Source organism: Phaeocystidibacter luteus, from assembly GCF_008933115.1.
GTDB classification, from domain to species: Bacteria; Bacteroidota; Bacteroidia; order Flavobacteriales; family Schleiferiaceae; genus Phaeocystidibacter; species Phaeocystidibacter luteus.
Genome location: NZ_WBVO01000001.1, coordinates 534,840 through 552,834 on the forward strand (window position 1 = coordinate 534,840; position 17,995 = coordinate 552,834).

The 17,995-nt window shown below is 46.4% G+C and carries 20 protein-coding genes and 1 riboswitch; of the genes, 10 read left to right on the plus strand and 10 right to left on the minus strand.

What is annotated here, in order from left to right; genetic code table 11:
- The 4 genes from F8C67_RS02450 to F8C67_RS02465 all read right to left on the minus strand — a co-directional run bounded on the left by F8C67_RS02450 (position 1) and on the right by F8C67_RS02465 (position 4,005).
- On the minus strand, positions 1-1,014 hold the full coding sequence (locus F8C67_RS02450) for a homocysteine S-methyltransferase family protein (protein ID WP_151666201.1): 1,014 nt from the start codon (positions 1,012-1,014) through the stop codon (positions 1-3).
- Positions 1,014-2,237, minus strand: coding sequence for a homoserine dehydrogenase (locus tag F8C67_RS02455; RefSeq protein ID WP_151666202.1), 1,224 nt, complete (start codon positions 2,235-2,237; stop codon positions 1,014-1,016). Before F8C67_RS02455 ends, F8C67_RS02450 begins: the two co-directional genes overlap by 1 nt.
- The gene (locus F8C67_RS02460; RefSeq protein WP_151666203.1) at positions 2,219-3,391 is read right to left on the minus strand and encodes a trans-sulfuration enzyme family protein; all 1,173 of its coding nucleotides are present in this window, start codon (positions 3,389-3,391) and stop codon (positions 2,219-2,221) included. The genes F8C67_RS02455 and F8C67_RS02460 overlap by 19 nt, the downstream gene beginning before the upstream one ends.
- Positions 3,392-3,574: 183 nt before the next feature.
- Positions 3,575-3,687: riboswitch (SAM riboswitch) on the minus strand.
- A gap of 102 nt (positions 3,688-3,789) precedes the next feature.
- Positions 3,790-4,005 (minus strand): DUF433 domain-containing protein, encoded by a 216-nt coding sequence (locus F8C67_RS02465; protein ID WP_223277498.1) that lies wholly within the window; start codon positions 4,003-4,005, stop codon positions 3,790-3,792.
- A 191-nt stretch (positions 4,006-4,196) separates the two neighbouring features.
- Between F8C67_RS02465 and F8C67_RS02470 the strand changes: the two genes are divergently transcribed.
- Both F8C67_RS02470 and metK read left to right on the plus strand, forming a co-directional pair.
- Positions 4,197-5,333: a tetratricopeptide repeat protein gene (locus F8C67_RS02470; protein ID WP_151666204.1), complete on the plus strand. Its 1,137-nt coding sequence runs from the start codon at positions 4,197-4,199 to the stop codon at positions 5,331-5,333.
- A 178-nt stretch (positions 5,334-5,511) separates the two neighbouring features.
- Entirely contained in the window at positions 5,512-6,762 is a 1,251-nt protein-coding gene (metK, locus tag F8C67_RS02475) for a methionine adenosyltransferase (protein WP_151666205.1), read from the plus strand.
- Here the strand turns inward: metK and kdsB are convergent, their stop codons facing one another.
- On the minus strand, positions 6,763-7,512 hold the full coding sequence (kdsB, locus tag F8C67_RS02480; RefSeq protein ID WP_151666206.1) for a 3-deoxy-manno-octulosonate cytidylyltransferase: 750 nt from the start codon (positions 7,510-7,512) through the stop codon (positions 6,763-6,765).
- Positions 7,513-7,674: 162 nt separating this feature from the next.
- Here kdsB and creD point away from each other — a divergent pair, with 162 nt between their 5' ends.
- Positions 7,675-8,997, plus strand: coding sequence for a cell envelope integrity protein CreD (gene creD, locus F8C67_RS02485; RefSeq protein ID WP_151666207.1), 1,323 nt, complete (start codon positions 7,675-7,677; stop codon positions 8,995-8,997).
- Between the two features lie 69 nt (positions 8,998-9,066).
- Here creD and F8C67_RS02490 read toward each other — a convergent pair whose 3' ends face one another.
- A complete protein-coding gene (locus F8C67_RS02490; protein ID WP_151666208.1) occupies positions 9,067-9,945 on the minus strand; it encodes a universal stress protein in 879 nt (292 codons plus the stop codon).
- A 77-nt stretch (positions 9,946-10,022) separates the two neighbouring features.
- Between F8C67_RS02490 and F8C67_RS02495 the strand changes: the two genes are divergently transcribed.
- The 4 genes from F8C67_RS02495 to F8C67_RS02510 all read left to right on the plus strand — a co-directional run bounded on the left by F8C67_RS02495 (position 10,023) and on the right by F8C67_RS02510 (position 12,764).
- The gene (locus tag F8C67_RS02495; RefSeq protein ID WP_151666209.1) at positions 10,023-10,898 is read left to right on the plus strand and encodes a nucleoside phosphorylase; all 876 of its coding nucleotides are present in this window, start codon (positions 10,023-10,025) and stop codon (positions 10,896-10,898) included.
- 87 nt (positions 10,899-10,985) lie between these two features.
- Complete coding sequence (locus F8C67_RS02500; RefSeq protein WP_151666210.1) at positions 10,986-11,405, plus strand: nucleoside-diphosphate kinase; 420 nt, start codon at positions 10,986-10,988, stop codon at positions 11,403-11,405.
- Between the two features lie 120 nt (positions 11,406-11,525).
- Positions 11,526-12,176: a DUF4136 domain-containing protein gene (locus F8C67_RS02505; protein ID WP_151666211.1), complete on the plus strand. Its 651-nt coding sequence runs from the start codon at positions 11,526-11,528 to the stop codon at positions 12,174-12,176.
- A gap of 3 nt (positions 12,177-12,179) precedes the next feature.
- Positions 12,180-12,764, plus strand: coding sequence for a hypothetical protein (locus F8C67_RS02510; protein ID WP_151666212.1), 585 nt, complete (start codon positions 12,180-12,182; stop codon positions 12,762-12,764).
- 54 nt (positions 12,765-12,818) lie between these two features.
- Here F8C67_RS02510 and F8C67_RS02515 read toward each other — a convergent pair whose 3' ends face one another.
- Genes F8C67_RS02515 through recF form a run of 4 tightly spaced genes read right to left on the minus strand, consistent with a single transcriptional unit; the run spans position 12,819 to position 15,964 of the window.
- Positions 12,819-13,520 (minus strand): hypothetical protein, encoded by a 702-nt coding sequence (locus F8C67_RS02515; protein ID WP_151666213.1) that lies wholly within the window; start codon positions 13,518-13,520, stop codon positions 12,819-12,821.
- Positions 13,521-14,534, minus strand: coding sequence for a DUF481 domain-containing protein (locus tag F8C67_RS02520; protein WP_151666214.1), 1,014 nt, complete (start codon positions 14,532-14,534; stop codon positions 13,521-13,523).
- 18 nt (positions 14,535-14,552) lie between these two features.
- On the minus strand, positions 14,553-14,846 hold the full coding sequence (locus F8C67_RS02525; RefSeq protein WP_151666215.1) for a DciA family protein: 294 nt from the start codon (positions 14,844-14,846) through the stop codon (positions 14,553-14,555).
- The gene (gene recF, locus F8C67_RS02530) at positions 14,843-15,964 is read right to left on the minus strand and encodes a DNA replication/repair protein RecF (RefSeq protein WP_151666216.1); all 1,122 of its coding nucleotides are present in this window, start codon (positions 15,962-15,964) and stop codon (positions 14,843-14,845) included. The genes F8C67_RS02525 and recF overlap by 4 nt, the downstream gene beginning before the upstream one ends.
- A gap of 90 nt (positions 15,965-16,054) precedes the next feature.
- Here recF and F8C67_RS02535 point away from each other — a divergent pair, with 90 nt between their 5' ends.
- The 3 genes from F8C67_RS02535 to F8C67_RS02545 are packed head-to-tail and all read left to right on the plus strand — an operon-like array spanning position 16,055 to position 17,984.
- Positions 16,055-16,753, plus strand: coding sequence for a tetratricopeptide repeat protein (locus F8C67_RS02535; RefSeq protein WP_151666217.1), 699 nt, complete (start codon positions 16,055-16,057; stop codon positions 16,751-16,753).
- Complete coding sequence (ribH, locus tag F8C67_RS02540; protein WP_151666218.1) at positions 16,753-17,247, plus strand: 6,7-dimethyl-8-ribityllumazine synthase; 495 nt, start codon at positions 16,753-16,755, stop codon at positions 17,245-17,247. Before F8C67_RS02535 ends, ribH begins: the two co-directional genes overlap by 1 nt.
- Before the next feature lie 56 nt (positions 17,248-17,303).
- On the plus strand, positions 17,304-17,984 hold the full coding sequence (locus tag F8C67_RS02545; protein WP_151666219.1) for a head GIN domain-containing protein: 681 nt from the start codon (positions 17,304-17,306) through the stop codon (positions 17,982-17,984).
- The last annotated feature ends 11 nt before the right edge of the window (positions 17,985-17,995 follow it).

Sequence of the window (17,995 nt, forward strand, 5' to 3'; positions counted from 1 at the left end):
TTAGAGTGCTTCGGAGTTTTGAGGAAGAGCTCTTACCTCACCCTGTTGGGCAAGTCTTGCAATGGTCGCTATATGCTCAGGTGTCGTACCACAACAGCCCCCAATAATGTTCACAGCATTGCGGTCGATAAACTCGCTAATTTGATTCCCCATCTTCTCTGGAGATTCATCGTACTCACCAAATGCATTGGGTAAGCCAGCGTTTGGATGAGCACTTACTAAGAACGGAGCCTTTTCCGCAAGTGTTTGAATATAAGGTCGTAACTGCTCGGCACCTAAAGCACAATTTAATCCAATAGAGAATAGTGGCACATGCTCCAAACTGATGAGGAAGGCCTCCACAGTTTGTCCGCTCAGCGTCCTCCCCGAAGCATCTGTGATGGTCCCCGAAACCATGATAGGAAGCTCAACACCCAGGCGATCATATACCGATTGAATGGCGAATAATGCAGCCTTTGCATTGAGTGTATCGAAAACGGTTTCTACCATCAGCAAGTGCACTCCACCATCTATCAGTGCCTCCACCTGTTCGGAATAAACCTCCACAAGTTCATCGAAGGTAACAGCGCGAAAACCCGGATTGTTGACATCCGGTGAAAGGGATGCCGTACGGTTCGTTGGACCAATGGAACCAACCACGAATCTAGGCTTATCTGGCGTTGAATATTCTTTCGCCGCCTGAACGGCAAGCTTGGCTGATTCAACATTAATTTCAACAACGGCATCTTCCAATCCATAATCCGCTTGAGAGATGCGATTGGCATTGAAGGTGTTGGTTTCAATTAAATCTGCTCCTGCGGCAAGATACTTCCTATGAATATCGAGGATGATCTCTGGCTGAGTGATAGACAGCAGGTCGTTGTTCCCCATAAGCGGTTCCGAATAATCGGCGTACCGCTCTCCGCGGTATCCAGCTTCATCGAGTTTATGGCGTTGAATCATGGTGCCCATGGCACCGTCTAACACCAATATTCGCTCCTTCGCGATACGCGATAATTCAGAATTCAAACTCATCAATTTGCTAATTCTAAGTTGTTTTGTTTTTCAAATTGAGAAACAGCCGCTGAAGATAATGCTACTGCAGACCAATTCCCTTCTTTACTGAGGTTTATCAGGTTGCGAAGCCCGATTCTTCCTTCAACGTACGAATGCTCAGGTGAGCGGAACGTATTCACCACCTCTTCAAAGGCGTAAAGTGGCAGAACATCCCTATTATTTCCGCTGACATGAACCCAAATACTGTGATCGTTGACGAATTCGAAGTCCTTTTCTCGATTCAGTTTTTTGTATTCGTAGCGATAATCATAGGTCAGTGCCGATATATCCGAAAGCACTGCTGCCGCAGTTGGAAAGCTACCTGCGCCTTTTCCTCTGAAAAATTGTCGCTGCGAAAATGCGCCTTCCACTACTACTCCATTCACTTCGTTCTCCACTTGGTTTAGCTCATCCTCTTGAGTCACAAACGTTGGAATGACGTGGGCGAAGACCTTCTTGTCTTCACGCCAACACTTACCCACCAACTTGACGCGTTCACGTCGTTCATTGGCTATACGTTGCACTTGGGGACTAATTCGTGTGATTCCAACATGTGGAATGTCAGAAGGTTCGACCACAATGCCGAAAGCATGCGCAAGCAGGATGGTGAGCTTAAACTTTGCGTCCCATCCGTCGACGTCTAACGTAGGATCGGACTCAGCGAAACCTAGCTTTTGGGCCAATTCTAGCGCTGCGTCAAACGTTCCCCCGTCTTCAATAGCTGAAAGAATGAAATTTGTACTCCCGTTTAGAATCCCTGAAACTTCACGAAGAAGGTCATTGTCGTAGTATTCCTCTAGATTCCGAATGATAGGAATGCTTGCCGCAGCTGCACCTTCGTATAGAATGGGCTGGCCGGTTTCATCTTGAAGCGCGATGAGCTCTTGGAGGTGTTCGGCTAACAGCTTTTTGTTGGCGGTAACCACTGCTTTTCCGTTTCTCAAGGCCTTGGTGACAATCTGATAGGCTGCCTCCGAATTGTCGATCAGCTCAACAATCACGTCTATTTCAGGGTCATTCAGCAGCTCATCGGCCTCGGTAGTGAACAAGGCATTTGGAGCGCTACGTTCTTTATCTGGGTTAGCGATGCAGAACCGTTTGATATTGGCACCTTTAAAATTCGATTGGCGAAGTGTTTCATAGAGACCGCTACCTACACAACCGAATCCGAACACGCCGAGTGTTAGGCTTTTTCCAGACATGGTTCAGATTTTTGGAGTGAAACAAAGGTGTTCTGTAAATCTTCTATGAGGTCTTCTGCCGCTTCAATACCAACACTCAATCGAACCGTACTTTCGTGAATACCCGCCTGAAGACGGTGTTCTCTTGGGGTCGATTTATGCGTCATCGTTGCGGGGTGGCAAAGCAAACTCTTAACGCCTCCAAGGCTTTCGGCAAGTTGGAACAGTTCGGTTTTGGTCACGAACTCGATGGCCGCATCTTGAGTGTCGTCTACCAATGAGAACGAAATTACCCCTCCGAAAGCTTCTTGCTGTTTCTTGGCTACTTCGTGATTTGGATGGGTCACGAGTCCGGGATAGTTTACGATATCGACTTCTGGTTGACTTTGCAGCCATCGTGCAATCTTGAGTGCCGATTCCGACTGCTTTCTCACGCGGAGATCGGCTGTTTCAATGCCTCGGATGGTAAGCCACGAATCAAAAGGACCTAGAATTCCGCCAGTGGCATTCTGTACAAATTTGATTTGCTCGCCAAGCTCGGGCGTCTTGGTAACAACCAAGCCAGCAATAACGTCGCTATGACCAGCGAGGTACTTTGTGGCGCTGTGAATGATGATGTCGGCACCGAACTCAATGGGTCGCTGTAAAATGGGCGATGCGAACGTATTATCGACTACTACGAGTGCATTTCTCCTGTGTGCAATCTCGCATATCGCGCTGATGTCCGACACCTTGAGCGTTGGATTTGTGGGCGATTCAAGCCAAACTAACTTGGTGTTCTCACGGATGGCTTCTGCCACATTCACGGGGTCGCTAGTGTCAACGTAAGACACCTCAATACCAAGCTTTTCGTAGATATGGGTAAAACTTCGGTACGAGCCTCCGTAGATATCATCTACTGCAACAATGTGATCTCCGGCAGATAGAAGTTTGACCACCGCATCCACAGCGGCGAGGCCACTTGCGAATGCATAGCCATTTGAACCTCCTTCGAGCTCGGCAATTAATGATTCCAGAGCCGCTCGCGTTGGGTTGTTAGATCGAGCATAATCGTACCCTCGGTTGACGCCAGGTGCGTCTTGCACGAAGGTGGAAGTTTGATAAATAGGGGTGCTGATGGCGCCAGTTTCGCCACACCCTGAGATTTGATGAATAAGTTTCGTTTCTCTTCGCATTTCTAGTCATTTTTTTGAGTGAAGACAACGGCATCCAGAAATGCGAATCAAACGTGACGCCGGGAAACACCAAAAGCCGTAGCTCATATCTGCCGGGGCAAATACAAGTACAGCTTATCAGTTCCTCCCGATGTGTCAGGAGAGAACTTCTCGAATTTCGAAATGTGCACTGAAGTCTCCACTCACTCATCTATTTCCCGCTTCTTTGTTGCGGGAACAGGAATTAGCACCTTAGTCGATAGACCAGGTTGCTAAGGTTTCATAGGGCCATGTCCCTCCACCTTTCTGGATAAGCCAATATGTCGTAGAACGATGCCACAAAGTAAGTGACAAAAATTTGGAAGTTCCAAATGAGAACAAGAAAATAACTTTGAAGCCCGCGGATTCTATGAATACTCCTAGCGAGAAGAAACGTAGAACAATGAGGCATCTATCATCTCCTCTGATAGCTCAGGAAAATCCTCAAGAATTTCGGATTTCGTCATACCGTTGGCAAGCCAATTCAGAATATCATTCACACCAATACGGGTCCCTTTTATAATAGGACGACCAAACCGCTTATTGGGATCGATAGTGATGAATTCCTTGAAGTTCATAATGCGAATATCGTTCATTTTTCAAAGGTATTTATGCGATTTTCAAGAATTCGAATCTCAGAACATCATTTTAGAGTTGATTTCATATCCCCTTCATTTCGAAGCGACTAATCTTCAGTTTGTAGAGAATTATTTGATCAACCTCCCTTAGTACTCGCCTTTGATTCTATAAACCATCTAAGTAACTTTCTCCCTTCATTTCGTTTCCTATGAAGTATATCTCGACCCTACTCCTTCTCACCTTTTCCCTCACCGGCTTTTCCCAAGAGGACCTAATGAAAGAGGCACAAGCCTTTCATCAAATGGGTGATCTCAGCTCTGCAAAATCCTCCATAGACCAGGTGGTAACCAACGATGCGACGAAGAACAACGGGCAAGCGTGGTATTTCTACGGAGTAATCTATGGGGATATCTACACTTCCAATGATTCCGAAGCATTATCCAATCCGGATTCAGCCCTGCCTCTAGCTGTGGATGCGCTGAACAAGGCGATCGAACTCGGACCTGCAAACTTTGGAGCTCTGGCAGAACTCGCACTCACCCAACTCGGAAACGGTGCTCTGACAAAAGGAGTTACGGCATACTCCTCCGGAAATTACGAGCTCGCCATCAAACGTTTCCGAGAAACCCAAATCATCAATCCAAAGGATACTACGGCATACATTTATGCCGGAATTGCCGCGCAGGAAATGGGAAACTACGACGAGGTAATGCGAAGCTTCACAACGCTTACGGAATTGGATTATAACAATCCCGACATCTACTTGTCGCTTATTTACTACTCCAAGAACATTTACAACGATCTGGATGCAAGCCTCGAATGGGCTCGCAAGGCCCGAAAACGCTTCCCAAATGAAACGGAGTTCATGAAACACGAAGTGAACCTGCTCATTCAAACCGGTCAAGCTGAAACCGCCAAGGCAGGTCTGCTCGAGTTACTGGAAACCGAACCCGAAAACGCCAACCTGTGGTTCAATCTCGGCTACCTCAACGAGGATATGGGGAACATGGAAGAAGCGCTCAGAGCCTACAAGAAGTCCATTGAGGTAAATCCCGAGTATTTCGACGCTGTGTACAACTTGGCCGTGTACTACTTCAACCAGGCGGCAGATATCTATGGGGAGCTCGATGATATGGACCAAGAAACCTACGAGGAGAACAAGGACGATTACGAGGAGCGAGCTGAATTCTTGCTCGAAAAGTCGCTCCCATACTTCCAACAGGCATCGGCACTTCGCCCTGAAGAAGCCATGATCTGGAACACGCTTTCGCTCATCTACAATCGTCTTGACATGGAGGATGAAGCCGAAGAAGCTCATGAGAAATATATCGAGCTACGCGGGTGATAGGAGTTTTTTAAAAATCGACTTCCCATATTCAAGCCTATCTGTTACATTTGTCGTCCGCGTGGAGAGATTTGACTGATTGCAACCACTTTAAAAAATGCTAAAGCAGCGCCCTTAGCGGCTCTTTGCTCACTCGAATCTCACCACAGAATACAATTGCAAAAATTGATTGAGAAAGATGAGCTATCTCTTTACATCAGAGTCCGTTTCAGAAGGACACCCAGATAAAATTGCCGATCAAATTAGTGACGCCATCCTTGATAATTTCTTGGCGTTCGACCCACATTCAAAGGTAGCATGCGAGACCCTCGTAACCACGGGTCAAGTTGTGCTCGCCGGCGAAATCAAAAGCGATACGTACATCGACGTTCAAAAAGTTGTTCGTGAAGTAATCACAAAGATTGGATACACGAAGAGCGAGTATATGTTTGAGGCGAACAGTTGTGGTGTGCTCTCTGCCCTTCACGAGCAATCTAGCGACATCAATCAAGGTGTAGATCGCGGAGCTCTTGAAGAACAAGGCGCAGGCGACCAAGGTATGATGTTCGGTTATGCTACAAACGAAACCGACAATTACATGCCACTTGCGCTCGACATAAGTCACCGCCTACTTCGCGAATTGGCAAACATTCGCAGAGAAAACAAAGAAGTGACATGGCTTCGTCCAGATGCGAAAGCACAGGTAACTCTAGAGTATTCTGACGATCACACCCCACAGCGAATCGTGACCATCGTTGTAAGTACGCAACATGATGAGGACGTGACGAACGACGACATTAAGCGTGCTATCAAGGAAGTTCTCATTCCTCGAGTGAAAGCCCAACTTCCTTCTCACGTTCAAGAGCTTTTCAATGACGACATTCAGTACCACATCAACCCTACTGGCAAGTTCGTGATTGGTGGTCCACACGGCGACGCTGGTCTGACGGGACGTAAGATTATCGTCGACACTTACGGGGGTAAAGGCGCCCACGGTGGCGGAGCCTTCAGCGGTAAGGATCCATCTAAAGTTGACCGTTCTGCGGCTTATGCTGCGCGCCACATCGCCCGCAACATGGTGGCAGCTGGAGTAGCTGATCAAATGCTTGTACAGGTATCTTACGCCATTGGTGTAGTTGAACCTACAGGAGTATTTGTCGACACCTACGGTTCTGCAAAGGTGAACATGACCGATGGTGAAATCGCAAAGAAAGTAACAGAGCTCTTCGACCTTCGTCCAGGTTTGATTGAAAAGAACCTAAAGCTTCGTCAGCCTATCTACAGTGAGACAGCAGCATACGGACACATGGGACGAGCTGCGCAGGTTATCAAGAAGAAGTTTGAAAGACCAGATAGTGGTCAGACCGAAGTGAAAGAACTCGAAGTTGAGTTGTTCACGTGGGAAAAAGAAGACCGCGTTGACGACATCAAGTCGGCTTTCAACTTATAATTAGCTTTCCAAAAGTGCACGAACGACGTCGGCGTCTTCCGGAGTGTCGACGCTGACGGATGTTTCGTTCACGATTCCACAGAAGATATTTCTCCCACCTTCGAGCCAGCGCAATTGCTCGAGAGATTCTGCGCGCTCCAAGTCTCCCATAGCCATTGAAGCAAACGAGCGCAAGGCTTGTGGTCGAAAGGCGTATAACCCAATGTGTTGGTAGAAATCGGCTTTGTTTAGCCACTCCTCCATTTCGGCCCCGCGTACATATGGAATGGGGTGTCGACTGAAATACAACGCCCTTCCATTTTGGTCTAAGGTTACGAATACATTATTGGGATTGGAAAGGGTCTCGGTGTTTGTAACTGGACGAACGAGTGTAGACATCTCGCATTCCGGATTGTTGAATGGATGAATAAGCGTTCTCAACGAAGCGGGATTGAGCATAGGCTCATCTCCTTGTACATTGATTACGATTTCAGCAGTCTCCCCAGATTCCCTTGAATACTTCTCATAAGCCTCCAAACAACGGTTTGTGCCGGTTGTGTGATGCGAGGCCGTCATAATCACGTTTCCATTGAAGCTCTTCACTTCCTCGATGATGCGCTCGTCGTCTGTAGCTACCAGAACGTGATCCGCTCCCATTGAAGCTCGTTCGTACACTCTACGAATCATTGATTTTCCAACGAGATCGATGAGCGGCTTGCCGGGAAAACGAGTTGAGGCATATCGAGCGGGAATGATTGCGAGGGTTTTCATAGCGGGAGCTGTTAATCCGTGCAAAGCTACATTTCATTGTTCAGTCTAATCGCAGGATGTGGACTACAATTAAATGAGCCAAGATTCTGTTAAAGGTAGAGCTTCAAAATGTTAAAAATGAATCCACTGCGTTAAATCCGCGAACTTAACACTACACGAACTATGTCAGAATCAAGTCCAGCTTCAACCTTTTCAAAGTGGATTCGCGAATCCATTTCGGCGCGTGTGCTCTTTGTAGGCGTGCTCATCCTACTACTCCTCATTCCTCTCGCCATGGTGCAAGATGTCATTCGCGAACGTGAAAGTCGTTCCAACGAAGCCATACGGGAAGTCAGTTATAAATGGGGTAATGCGCAGACCATCGGTGGCCCAGCGCTCATTATCCCAGTGCAACTGGAGAAATCCAATCCCGATGAAAACGAGAGCAAATACTACATCAACAACATTGTAGTCTTACCAAATCAACTGGATTATAAGGCTGACGTAAAAGCTGAAGAACGCAAGCGCGGGATCTACAGTATTCCGCTCTATCAAGCCGACATCGCCTTCCGCGGACACATCGAAACGGATGACATATTAAAGGCTATCGGCAAAGACAACGGTGTGATACTTTGGGACCGTGCAAGGGTTCTGTTAAAGGTAAGTGACGTTAAGGGCTTACGAACCACACCAAAACTCCTCTTCAACGGTGAGTCACTCGAATTCAATCCGCGAAGCGAGGGTAAATTCATTGGCGGAGAAGCGCTTGTAGCTAATATTGAAAACTTCGAAGGAGGTCGAATCAACTTTCAAGGATCCATTTCTATCAATGGAACAAACTCACTGGGGCTACTTCCACTTGGCTCCATTACAAACGGTGAAATCCGCTCAAACTGGAGTCATCCAAAGTTCATCGGCGATTACATAACCTCAGAAACACCACAAGTAGGTGAAGGTCAATCTGCCGGATCTTGGCAGGTATTAGAAATGAACAGAGGCTATGCCCGAATCTTCCACGATTACGACAATTCGATTCTGTACAACAACTTCGGTGTGGAGCTTATGAAACCGGTAGACCACTACACGATGTCGGAGCGTTCAGCCAAATATGGAATCTTGATTATCAGCTTGACTTTCATCGCGTTCTTGCTGATTCAACTTGTAGTGAATTTGAAAGTTCACACGATTCAATATTTGATGGTTGGATTTGGGCTTGTACTCTTCTATCTCTTACTCGTTGCATTCTCGGAGCGTATCGGCTTCTCTCCTGCTTACTTGATTGCTTCGATCATGACTACTGCACTGATTACTTGGTATGCGCACAGTATATATAAGAAGAGGAATCCAACTATTGCCTTAGGTTCAACTTTGGTACTTACCTATGGATTCCTATTTGTGGTAATGCAACTAGAAGACGTCGCACTACTGATTGGAGCACTGATACTCTTCATCGCGCTGGGCGTACTGATGTACTTCACACGAAAGATTCCGTCAGCACAAGCGTAGAAATGTCCTAAATAAAGAAACCCCATCTACCTCGCGGTGGATGGGGTTTTTCATTTATTCGAAACTCCTTTAGAAGTTCGAGAACTGTGCTTCGTAAGCTACTTTAGATGGCGTAATGCTCATTACAGGCATTGAAGCTGCGTAGAGGATTTTTTCTACATCGCTGCTTCTCAAACGCAGGTTACGTCCTTGATCGCCTTCTTCCATAATGATGATCAAATCGCCTTTTTCTTTAGACGCATATTCGAGAGTGGCTTCGGCAACACCTTTGCCCTCTTCACGAATGATTTCGCCTTCAACCTTTACTCCTGCATCTTTAATGAATGCTATGGTTTGCTTGAGGTTGGCAGAAAGCTTTTGAGCTTCCTCCTTATTCTTGGATACACCAACAATGCGAATTTCGCTTCCGAAAATGCGCGAGTAGTGAAGTGCTGGCCCCACCTTTTCGCGAGATCTTCTATCCAAAACAAGAGGGAAGATGATACGCTCAATAGGCTTAGGTGAGATACCTCCGTTGATTGTCAATACCGGTGGCTTAACATTGTTCACAACGCGGTAGGCGTTAGAACCTAGAACCGCTTTACGAGCGTTTGAAGGCTTACCGTTCGTACCCATTACTACGAGGTCTACGTCCAACATCTTTGCTACCTCAGCAATTTCCTCGTATACAGTTCCTTGAGCGGTCATGTGTGTCATTCGCACACCTGAACCAGCGTGCTTTTCGATGAGTTCCTCAAGTTTGGTTACTACTTGAGACTTCATTCTTTCGTTCTGCTTTTCTACTTCGCTGTCGAACAAACGCGCAAAAAGGCCGGCGTCTTCTAGGACTGAGAGCAAAGTAATTTCAGAGTTGGTTTTTTTTGCGATAGATACCGCGTGATCAAGTGCCTGAATAGATTGCTCTGAGAAGCCAATTGGCACCAAGATTCTATTGGTGTTAGTACTCATGGTCAATTTTTGCTGAGTTGAACATTCACCAAATGTAGAACTTTTCGCGTAGCCTACGAATACGTATTTTCGGACGTGTGAAACGAAACGAATTAGGCCCCTCAGAATTGATATTGAACCCAGATGGTTCAGTCTATCACCTACATCTTCTACCGGAAGATATTGCACCTATCATTATTACCGTGGGCGATCCAGACCGCGTAAAGCAGGTTAGTGACCATTTTGACTCCATCGAGCTCGTCAGACAACACCGAGAGTTCGTCACCCACACAGGTTACTTCAAGGGAAAGCGGATAACCGTTATATCGACCGGCATTGGAACGGACAATGTCGATATCGTTCTCAACGAGTTGGATGCGCTGGTCAATATCGACTTGAAAACTCGCTTGGTAAAAGAAGAGCACACCTCACTCACTTTTGTCCGTCTCGGTACGTCAGGTGCTTTGCAACGAGACATCCCATTGGGTACTTGGCTCCTTTCTGAATCGGCCTTTGGGTATGATGATTTACTCCATTTTTACGGAGGTCTACCGAATGACCAATCGGAATGTGAGCTGCTTCAACACTATTTAGAGGGCTTACCTCTTCCCTATCGAGCGATTTACTCTGAAAGAGCTGCGGCACACTTCCCAGAGAATAAGTACAAGCGCGGGCATACACTCACTATGCCGGGGTTTTATGCGCCACAGGGGCGAGCACTTAGACTTTCAAATCCAACGGCTACGAGGTTTTCAAGATTCGCAGACTTTATTTTTCGGGATGGAGGCCGGCTTACAAATCTAGAGATGGAAACGGCAGGACTTTATGGTCTCTCACAAATCTTGGGTCACGATGCGGTAAGCATCTCAGCACTTTTGGCCAATAGAATGAATGGCGAATTCCATCCAGACCCTAGTGGTGTTGTTAATGAGATGATTGAAGATGCGTTGAACATCATTCACGATTGGGATTAATGTTGATTCCTTAACACTTTCACGTGTGAGATTCGTTGTAATTGCCTAATTTCGCGGCCGAATTACGATTTAATCGACACAAGTACTATGGCTGGTAACAGAACCTTCACCATGATTAAGCCTGATGCTGTTGAAAACGGACACATCGGTGCTATTTTGGCAAAGATCAACGAAGCGGGATTCCGCATCGTTTCAATGAAAATGACTCAATTGAGCCGTCGTGACGCGGGTAACTTCTACGCAGTGCACAAAGAGCGTCCGTTCTTCGGTGAATTGGTAGAATACATGACAAGCGGTCACATCGTAGCTGCAATCCTTGAAAAGGACAACGCAGTTGCTGATTTCCGAACTTTGATTGGTAACACTGACCCAGCTAAGGCTGACGAAGGAACCATCCGTAAGATGTTCGCAACTAGCATCGCAGCTAATGCGGTTCACGGATCTGACAGTGACGAAAACGCTGAGATTGAAGGAAACTTCTTCTTCTCTGCTCGCGAGCGTTACTAAGCGAATTCGCATCATAAACATAGAACTCCGGCTAGATGGTCGGAGTTTTTTGTTTCTATACAGCCCAGTATTGCTGGGATTCCTTACATTCACGGAGTCAATTCCAATTAACTATTCAAGATGTTGAGAAAATTACTCTCCGGATTGAGCGTCGCCTCAATTCTCATCCTCACGAGTTGCTATCCAGGCGGAGCAGAGAACACGCGAGATTTAGACATCGTTATGACCCACTTCGAACCTAGTTTCGAATTCGCGGGTAAAACGACCTATGCACTTATCGATTCAGTTGTACACATCGGCGATGATGATGAAGCACTCAGCCGTGCTCTGGATGATGATATCCTCGCACGTGTAAACTCAAACTTACTCGATAGAAATTACGAGAAGTACGACACCACGAACACGCCTTCCACTACTCCTCCAAACTTCTTGGTAAGAGTATCCTTACTGAAGGTAACAGCTTCAGGTACATATTGCTCTTATTACCCAGGCTACGGCTGGGGCTGGTGGGGCGGCTGGGGCTACTGGTACGGCGGGTACCCTGGATATGGCTGGGGTTACGGCTGGTGTGGCGGTTCATATAGCTACGACATCGGTACACTGGTAATTGAAATGGTTGACCTAGAAGATGCTGATTCGGCTGACGAACTCGACGTAGTTTGGATGGGCCTTGCCAACGGAATCGCTTCTGGTAACCCACTTTCGAACAGAGATCGCATCTTGGGTGCAATCGACCAAGCATTTGATCAATCACCTTACCTAATGCCGTAAATCATGAAAGCAAGATATTTCACCTTCGCACTTCTCCTTTTCGGCTGTATGCTCAATGCTCAGACGTACACGAGAATGTCATACCCAATAAGCTGGGGCGCTGGCGCCAATACCGGCGAGCGTATTAATAACACTAGCTGGATCGGATATCACCTAGAATTCGGTCACGATGTTCACTCTAACTCGTTTGTAGGAATTGAAACGGGCTGGGTAACACTGTATGACGAAGTAAATAATGTTACCGAAACCATTGGTTCTACAACAGTTACAGGGAATCAATACCGCTACCTCAATGTTATTCCGATTCTCTTGAAGTACACTTACCTCTTTGAGAATTCTAGCGAGTACGTTCCTTTCGTAGCAGCTGCCGGCGGAATTAGTTGGGCCAAGTCAACTACTGACGTTGGTATTTTCAGATTCAACAATGAAGAGTGGCCGTTTACGGTAGGTACTGAAGTGGGTATCAATTTCGATATGGACTACAGCACGAAGTTCCAGTTGTCTGGATACTATAACTTCCTCGCTAAGCGCGATAACTTGAATTCACAAGCCTATTGGGGCATCCGAATTGGATTTATGTGGATGTAAAATCGAACAGAGTATTTAGCAGAAACCCCGGCGATTCGTCGGGGTTTCTTCGTTTTAAAGGAAATAACTCACCGCCATCCTTCCCATTGAGCGATCAGCACCACCATCCAGACTTTGCTCCAAGGTGTAGGTCGCTTCCAATTGCCACTTCGGGGAAATCCTGAAGTTCAATCCTGCTCGATAGCGATTCACCAAATCATACTCCCACAGCAATTGAGGGTGATACACCAAGGTTCCGAGAAACTCGACATCAAATGAAGCGCCCAAAACCCGTTCGCCTGATCTAGAACGCCAAATGGTGTAACCTAACTCTGGTCGAACCCTTATTCTATCGGCAATGGAAAATCCGTCATATTCTCCTGACTCCCATTCAAAGAAGCCCCGAACTTCATTTCTGAGATAGAGATGTATATCCATGTTAGAAGCATTCGCAACTCGGAATCGCCATCCATCGAAGTACCGAAGCTCCACAAGGTCAAACTCCAATTGATAATTGACGGAAGCTGGAACGATAGCACCTCCCCTATCTCTTCTATACGTATCACTAATCGTGTGCTGATAGGAATACCTGAACAGCTGCTGGGTAAAATCGATATACTTCCACCTATGGCGGATACTCATTTCCGCCACTTGCTGAACCTCATCATCACCCCAGTGTAATTGAACGTCTGCCCACGAATCATAATTGATTTGTCCACGAACTGTCCACGTGGACAAAAGGAGGACAACCAACAGAAATGTGCGCCAGAACTTCATTTACAAGGAGTATGAAATGCCTGAAACAATGCCGTAGTCAAGCGCGGCTTGCCCGGTAGAAGGCGACTGGCTATCGTAGTTGTCATAAACTTTGATATCAATCGAAAGGTCGTCAATGATTTCCCATCTCAGGCGTAGCTCGCCATCGTGACGAATACGTCCAATTTCAGTGAGCCCCACATACACGGATTGTTCAAAAATCAGGCTGATATTCGGGTCACGATACTTGAAGAAGCGAAAGTTGGTGAAAATGGGTAATTCCCAGGATTGTAGATCTACACCTTCGAAGTTCTCTTCCGTGTTGTAAACCACACCCGCACCAAGCGCAAGTCGCATTTGGTTGGTGATGTATTGGGAATAGGTCATACCCGAACCCGACTGATATCGATAGAGCAATCCGAGTTGCTCATTCCGTTGATAGGTGACGAGTCCAAAGACCGACCATTTTTGAGAGACATAGCGATTGACTACGAAGCTCGCTTCCTCCCTTTCCCTGAGGAAGATCCCATCTTCACTCGTGAAAATGGCGCTGCCAGTAAAATCTAAATCTGTCGTTTCCCCTTTGTAATGGATGTTTAAGTCAAAGTTGAATCGACCAATATCACTGCTTCGTGTATAGGAATACCCCGCGCCAATGAGGCCGCTCCATCTTTCCAAAAAATCTTCCTCATACCCCGTTAAGTAAGCCAACTCGCGCAATGGAATTTCAAGGGAATCAATGAGATCATAGATGACCACTTCTCCAGTGTCTCCCGGAAGAACCCACCCAAAATGCTCCCCTCCTTGCAGGGTGCGCATTCGATAAAAGTTGGATGTAGCCTTGAAGGTTGCAACCTCGTAGTGTTTTACCTCCACATCGTCAATAACCTCGGCGTCGAAGGTCATTATTCCAATATCAATCGATTTGAATTCACCGTAGAGCATTTGTCCATTCTTCAACCACAGCGTATCGAATTGTGCCGATGCGGATATTGAGAAGATGGACAGTAGAGCTATGGTGAAACGTAGAATCAACGCAATGAGATTTCAGAATTATGAAAAGACGATGTCCTTTACCAACTCCTTGCCGATGGATTCGTTCAGCGCGGCGGCAAGTTTTGTGCGATTCATTGAAAGCTCCTGCCTGAGTGATGATGAATCCAACTTCACGCGGACCAAGCCATTCGCCTCCAAACGAATCTGGGTTGTTCTTCGGTCGATTGCAGGGCCAAGCACCTTCGACCAAGCCGCAACTATCTCTGCTTCAGCCAGCTTGCCTGAAAGTTCATGCTTCTTTACAAAGGCCTTGATGGCCTCACCTAAACTCTGTTCGTTTGATCTCTTCATTCCTCCAAAGGTGCGATTTCTCCGTTCGATGTCACATTAAAGACTCTGCTTTCCTCGGCAATTCTCTTCACAATCCCCCCAGTACGCTCGGCGTGGGTGTCGGTAATGAAAATCTGACCGAAACGATGGTCGTTCACCATACTAATGATGGATTCCACCCTTTTCTCGTCTAATTTATCAAAGATATCATCTAGTAGAAGGATTGGCTTTCTCCCAGTAATCTCCTTTAGAAAGTCAAACTGGGCGAGCTTCAATGCAATGGTAAAAGTCTTCTGTTGTCCTTGAGACCCCGTTTTCTTGAGCGGATAAGATCTAAGTGAAAAAGCGAGATCGTCTTTGTGAATCCCTACAGATGTATACTGAAGAACTCTGTCTTTTTGAAGTGAAGCTTTCAAAGCTTCGTCCATGTTCATCTCATTCAACTTTGATGAATATGTGATGCTGACGTCTTCTTGTTCACCAGCAATGGTTGCGTATGCCTCCAACATGATTGGCTTCATCTGCTCCATGAATGCGCTTCTACGCTGGTGAATTCGATGTCCACGCTCGATCAGTTGCTCATCGTATATCTCTAGCTGTGCAGGGTCGAATACACCGTTCTTTGCAAAATATTTAAGGAGACTATTTCTCTGAGTCAGTGCCTTATTATAGGATAACAGATCGTCGAGATAATGCTTGTCGCTCTGTGAAATCACTCCATCCATGAACTTGCGCCGAACTTCTGAACCGTCAAGGATTAGATCTCTGTCGGCCGGAGAAATCATCACGAGTGGAATTTCCCCAATGTGATCGGCGAGTCTTTCGTAGTCCTTCTTATTCTTCTTGAATGTCTTCTTTTGACCGCGTTTAACCCCGCAGTAGATGTGATCTTTCCCTTGATCTGATTCAAAATCCCCCTCGATAACCATAAAAGGTTGATCATGTCGAATATTCTGAGAATCAACCGGATTGAAGTAGCTTTTGGTGACGGCGAGGTAGTGAATGGCATCGAGGACATTGGTTTTACCCACACCGTTATCGCCAACAAAAACATTCACTTTGGGAGAGAACACGAGGTTCGCTTCCGGATAGTTCTTAAAATCAAGCAGATGGAGATTTGATATGACGGCCGTATTCATGGACTCAAAAGTACGAGAAAGACTGGGTTCACAAGAACTTGGACGGTATCATAAAAATGGTATTTTTGCGGTCTGTCAATTAGACTATACATGGCAAAGAAGAAACAAAACCAAGAAGTACACAGCCCAATTGAAGGTGTTGAAGAGAGCATCTCAAGAGCTGAACAGTTTATCGAGAACAACCTGCGCTCCGTAGGTATCGCTATCGGCGCGGTAATCGCTGTTATCCTCCTCTATTTCGGATATCAGTCATACATCGTTGAACCAGCTGAACTCGAAGCACAGCAAGCAATATTCCCTGCACAAGAATATTTTGAGGCTGACTCATTGAATAAAGCGTTGAACGGTTATGCCGGTAACATGGGATTTGTTCAGGTAGCTGACGAATTCAGTGGCACAAAGGCAGGTAACCTTGCAAACTACTATGCGGGTGTTTGTTACTTGAATACTGGAGATTACAAGAATGCTATCGCTTACTTGGAAGACTTCTCTAGCAATGACGGAACAATGAACGTTATCGCGACAGGAGCTATTGGCGATGCTTTCCACGAGCTGAACCAGCCAGAAGAAGCCCTAGAATACTACGAGAAGGCTGCTGGTCTTTCTGGAAATGAATTCACTACCCCAATCTATCTTCAAAAGGCAGCAAAAACTGCTGAAATGTTGAAAGACTGGAAGACTGCTCTCAAGTACTACAACCGCATGAGAGAAGAATTCCCTAACGCAGATCAGTCGAGAGACGTTGAAAAGTTCATTTCTTACTGTGAAGCCAAAGTAGCACAGAGCTAATGGCAACAGCGAATAAGAACTTATCGAACTACGATAAAAACACAATGCCGAACGCGTCTCAGATGCGCTTCGGCATTGTTGTTTCTGAATGGAACGAAGAGATCACCGAAGGACTCTACAACGGGGCATACGAAACACTTGTTGACCTAGGGGTTCTTCCAGATAACATCGTTCGAGAAAACGTTCCAGGGTCTTTCGAATTGCCATTCGGCGCAAAGCTCATTCTGGAAAACGACAAGGTCGATGCAGTGATCGCCATTGGTGTAGTCATTCAAGGCGAGACCAAGCACTTCGATTTCGTTTGTCATGGCGTAACACAAGGCATTGTTGAGCTCAACCATCACTACTCTGCCCCAACCATTTTCTGCGTACTCACCGATATGAATATCGAACAGAGCCGTGCGCGCTCGGGTGGAGAACATGGAAACAAAGGCGTAGAAGCCGCCGTTGCCGCCGTGAAAATGGTGGATTTGTGCAAGAGAAAGGCTCGATAACGCGCGTTTTGAAATGTAGTTCCGTAAATTAGTCCATCAACAAAAATGGACTAACCATGAGACATTTTTTCACCCTAGCCTTTGCCGTTCTCCTCACCACCTTGGGGATGGCTCAAGAAAGACGAACGCTCACTACTGAGGAGTTCACCAAAATTGAAATTTCTGGAAGTTATACCGTATTCCTTCGCCAAGGCCCTTCTTGCGAAGTAATCGCCATGTCCGAGAACTTCGACGATATTGAAGTTGAAGTTGAAGACGGCACCTTGAGTATCGCTCACGACAACGACATGTGGGAATGGTCGAGTGACGACGATGAAACTCGCATCTACATAACCGTTCAGAACTTGTCGGACATTGAAATTTCAGGTGCAGTTACGCTTGAATCAAAAAACACGATTGACGCCACCAACCTCACCGTTTCTACCAGTGGAGCAAGCGAAATCTATCTTTCCATCGATGTTTCTAGTCTCGATTTAGAATCTGCCGGAGCAAGCGAAATCACCCTGCGCGGTAAAGCGAGATCTGCCGAGTTTGAACTTATGGGCGCTTCCGAAATCGAGGCGTTTGAACTCATCGTGAACCGCATGGAAATTGAAACGATGGGCGCTAGTTCGGCTCGTGTTCATGTGCTCGACACGCTTGAAGTAGAAGCTATGGGGGCATCAGACATTGAGTATAAGGGCGACCCACAAATCGAATCAGAGCTCTCCTACGCTTCTTCTCTTACCAAACGATAAAATCCAACACA

Coding starts and splice junctions, on each gene's coding strand:
- F8C67_RS02450 (WP_151666201.1), bottom strand. CDS start 1,014: ATGAGTTTGAATTCTGAATTATCGCGTATCGCGAAGGAGCGAATATTG.
- F8C67_RS02455 (WP_151666202.1), bottom strand. CDS start 2,237: ATGTCTGGAAAAAGCCTAACACTCGGCGTGTTCGGATTCGGTTGTGTA.
- F8C67_RS02460 (WP_151666203.1), bottom strand. CDS start 3,391: ATGCGAAGAGAAACGAAACTTATTCATCAAATCTCAGGGTGTGGCGAA.
- F8C67_RS02465 (WP_223277498.1), bottom strand. CDS start 4,005: ATGAACGATATTCGCATTATGAACTTCAAGGAATTCATCACTATCGAT.
- F8C67_RS02470 (WP_151666204.1), top strand. CDS start 4,197: ATGAAGTATATCTCGACCCTACTCCTTCTCACCTTTTCCCTCACCGGC.
- metK (WP_151666205.1), top strand. CDS start 5,512: ATGAGCTATCTCTTTACATCAGAGTCCGTTTCAGAAGGACACCCAGAT.
- kdsB (WP_151666206.1), bottom strand. CDS start 7,512: ATGAAAACCCTCGCAATCATTCCCGCTCGATATGCCTCAACTCGTTTT.
- creD (WP_151666207.1), top strand. CDS start 7,675: ATGTCAGAATCAAGTCCAGCTTCAACCTTTTCAAAGTGGATTCGCGAA.
- F8C67_RS02490 (WP_151666208.1), bottom strand. CDS start 9,945: ATGAGTACTAACACCAATAGAATCTTGGTGCCAATTGGCTTCTCAGAG.
- F8C67_RS02500 (WP_151666210.1), top strand. CDS start 10,986: ATGGCTGGTAACAGAACCTTCACCATGATTAAGCCTGATGCTGTTGAA.
- F8C67_RS02505 (WP_151666211.1), top strand. CDS start 11,526: ATGTTGAGAAAATTACTCTCCGGATTGAGCGTCGCCTCAATTCTCATC.
- F8C67_RS02510 (WP_151666212.1), top strand. CDS start 12,180: ATGAAAGCAAGATATTTCACCTTCGCACTTCTCCTTTTCGGCTGTATG.
- F8C67_RS02515 (WP_151666213.1), bottom strand. CDS start 13,520: ATGAAGTTCTGGCGCACATTTCTGTTGGTTGTCCTCCTTTTGTCCACG.
- F8C67_RS02525 (WP_151666215.1), bottom strand. CDS start 14,846: ATGAAGAGATCAAACGAACAGAGTTTAGGTGAGGCCATCAAGGCCTTT.
- recF (WP_151666216.1), bottom strand. CDS start 15,964: ATGAATACGGCCGTCATATCAAATCTCCATCTGCTTGATTTTAAGAAC.
- F8C67_RS02535 (WP_151666217.1), top strand. CDS start 16,055: ATGGCAAAGAAGAAACAAAACCAAGAAGTACACAGCCCAATTGAAGGT.
- ribH (WP_151666218.1), top strand. CDS start 16,753: ATGGCAACAGCGAATAAGAACTTATCGAACTACGATAAAAACACAATG.
- F8C67_RS02545 (WP_151666219.1), top strand. CDS start 17,304: ATGAGACATTTTTTCACCCTAGCCTTTGCCGTTCTCCTCACCACCTTG.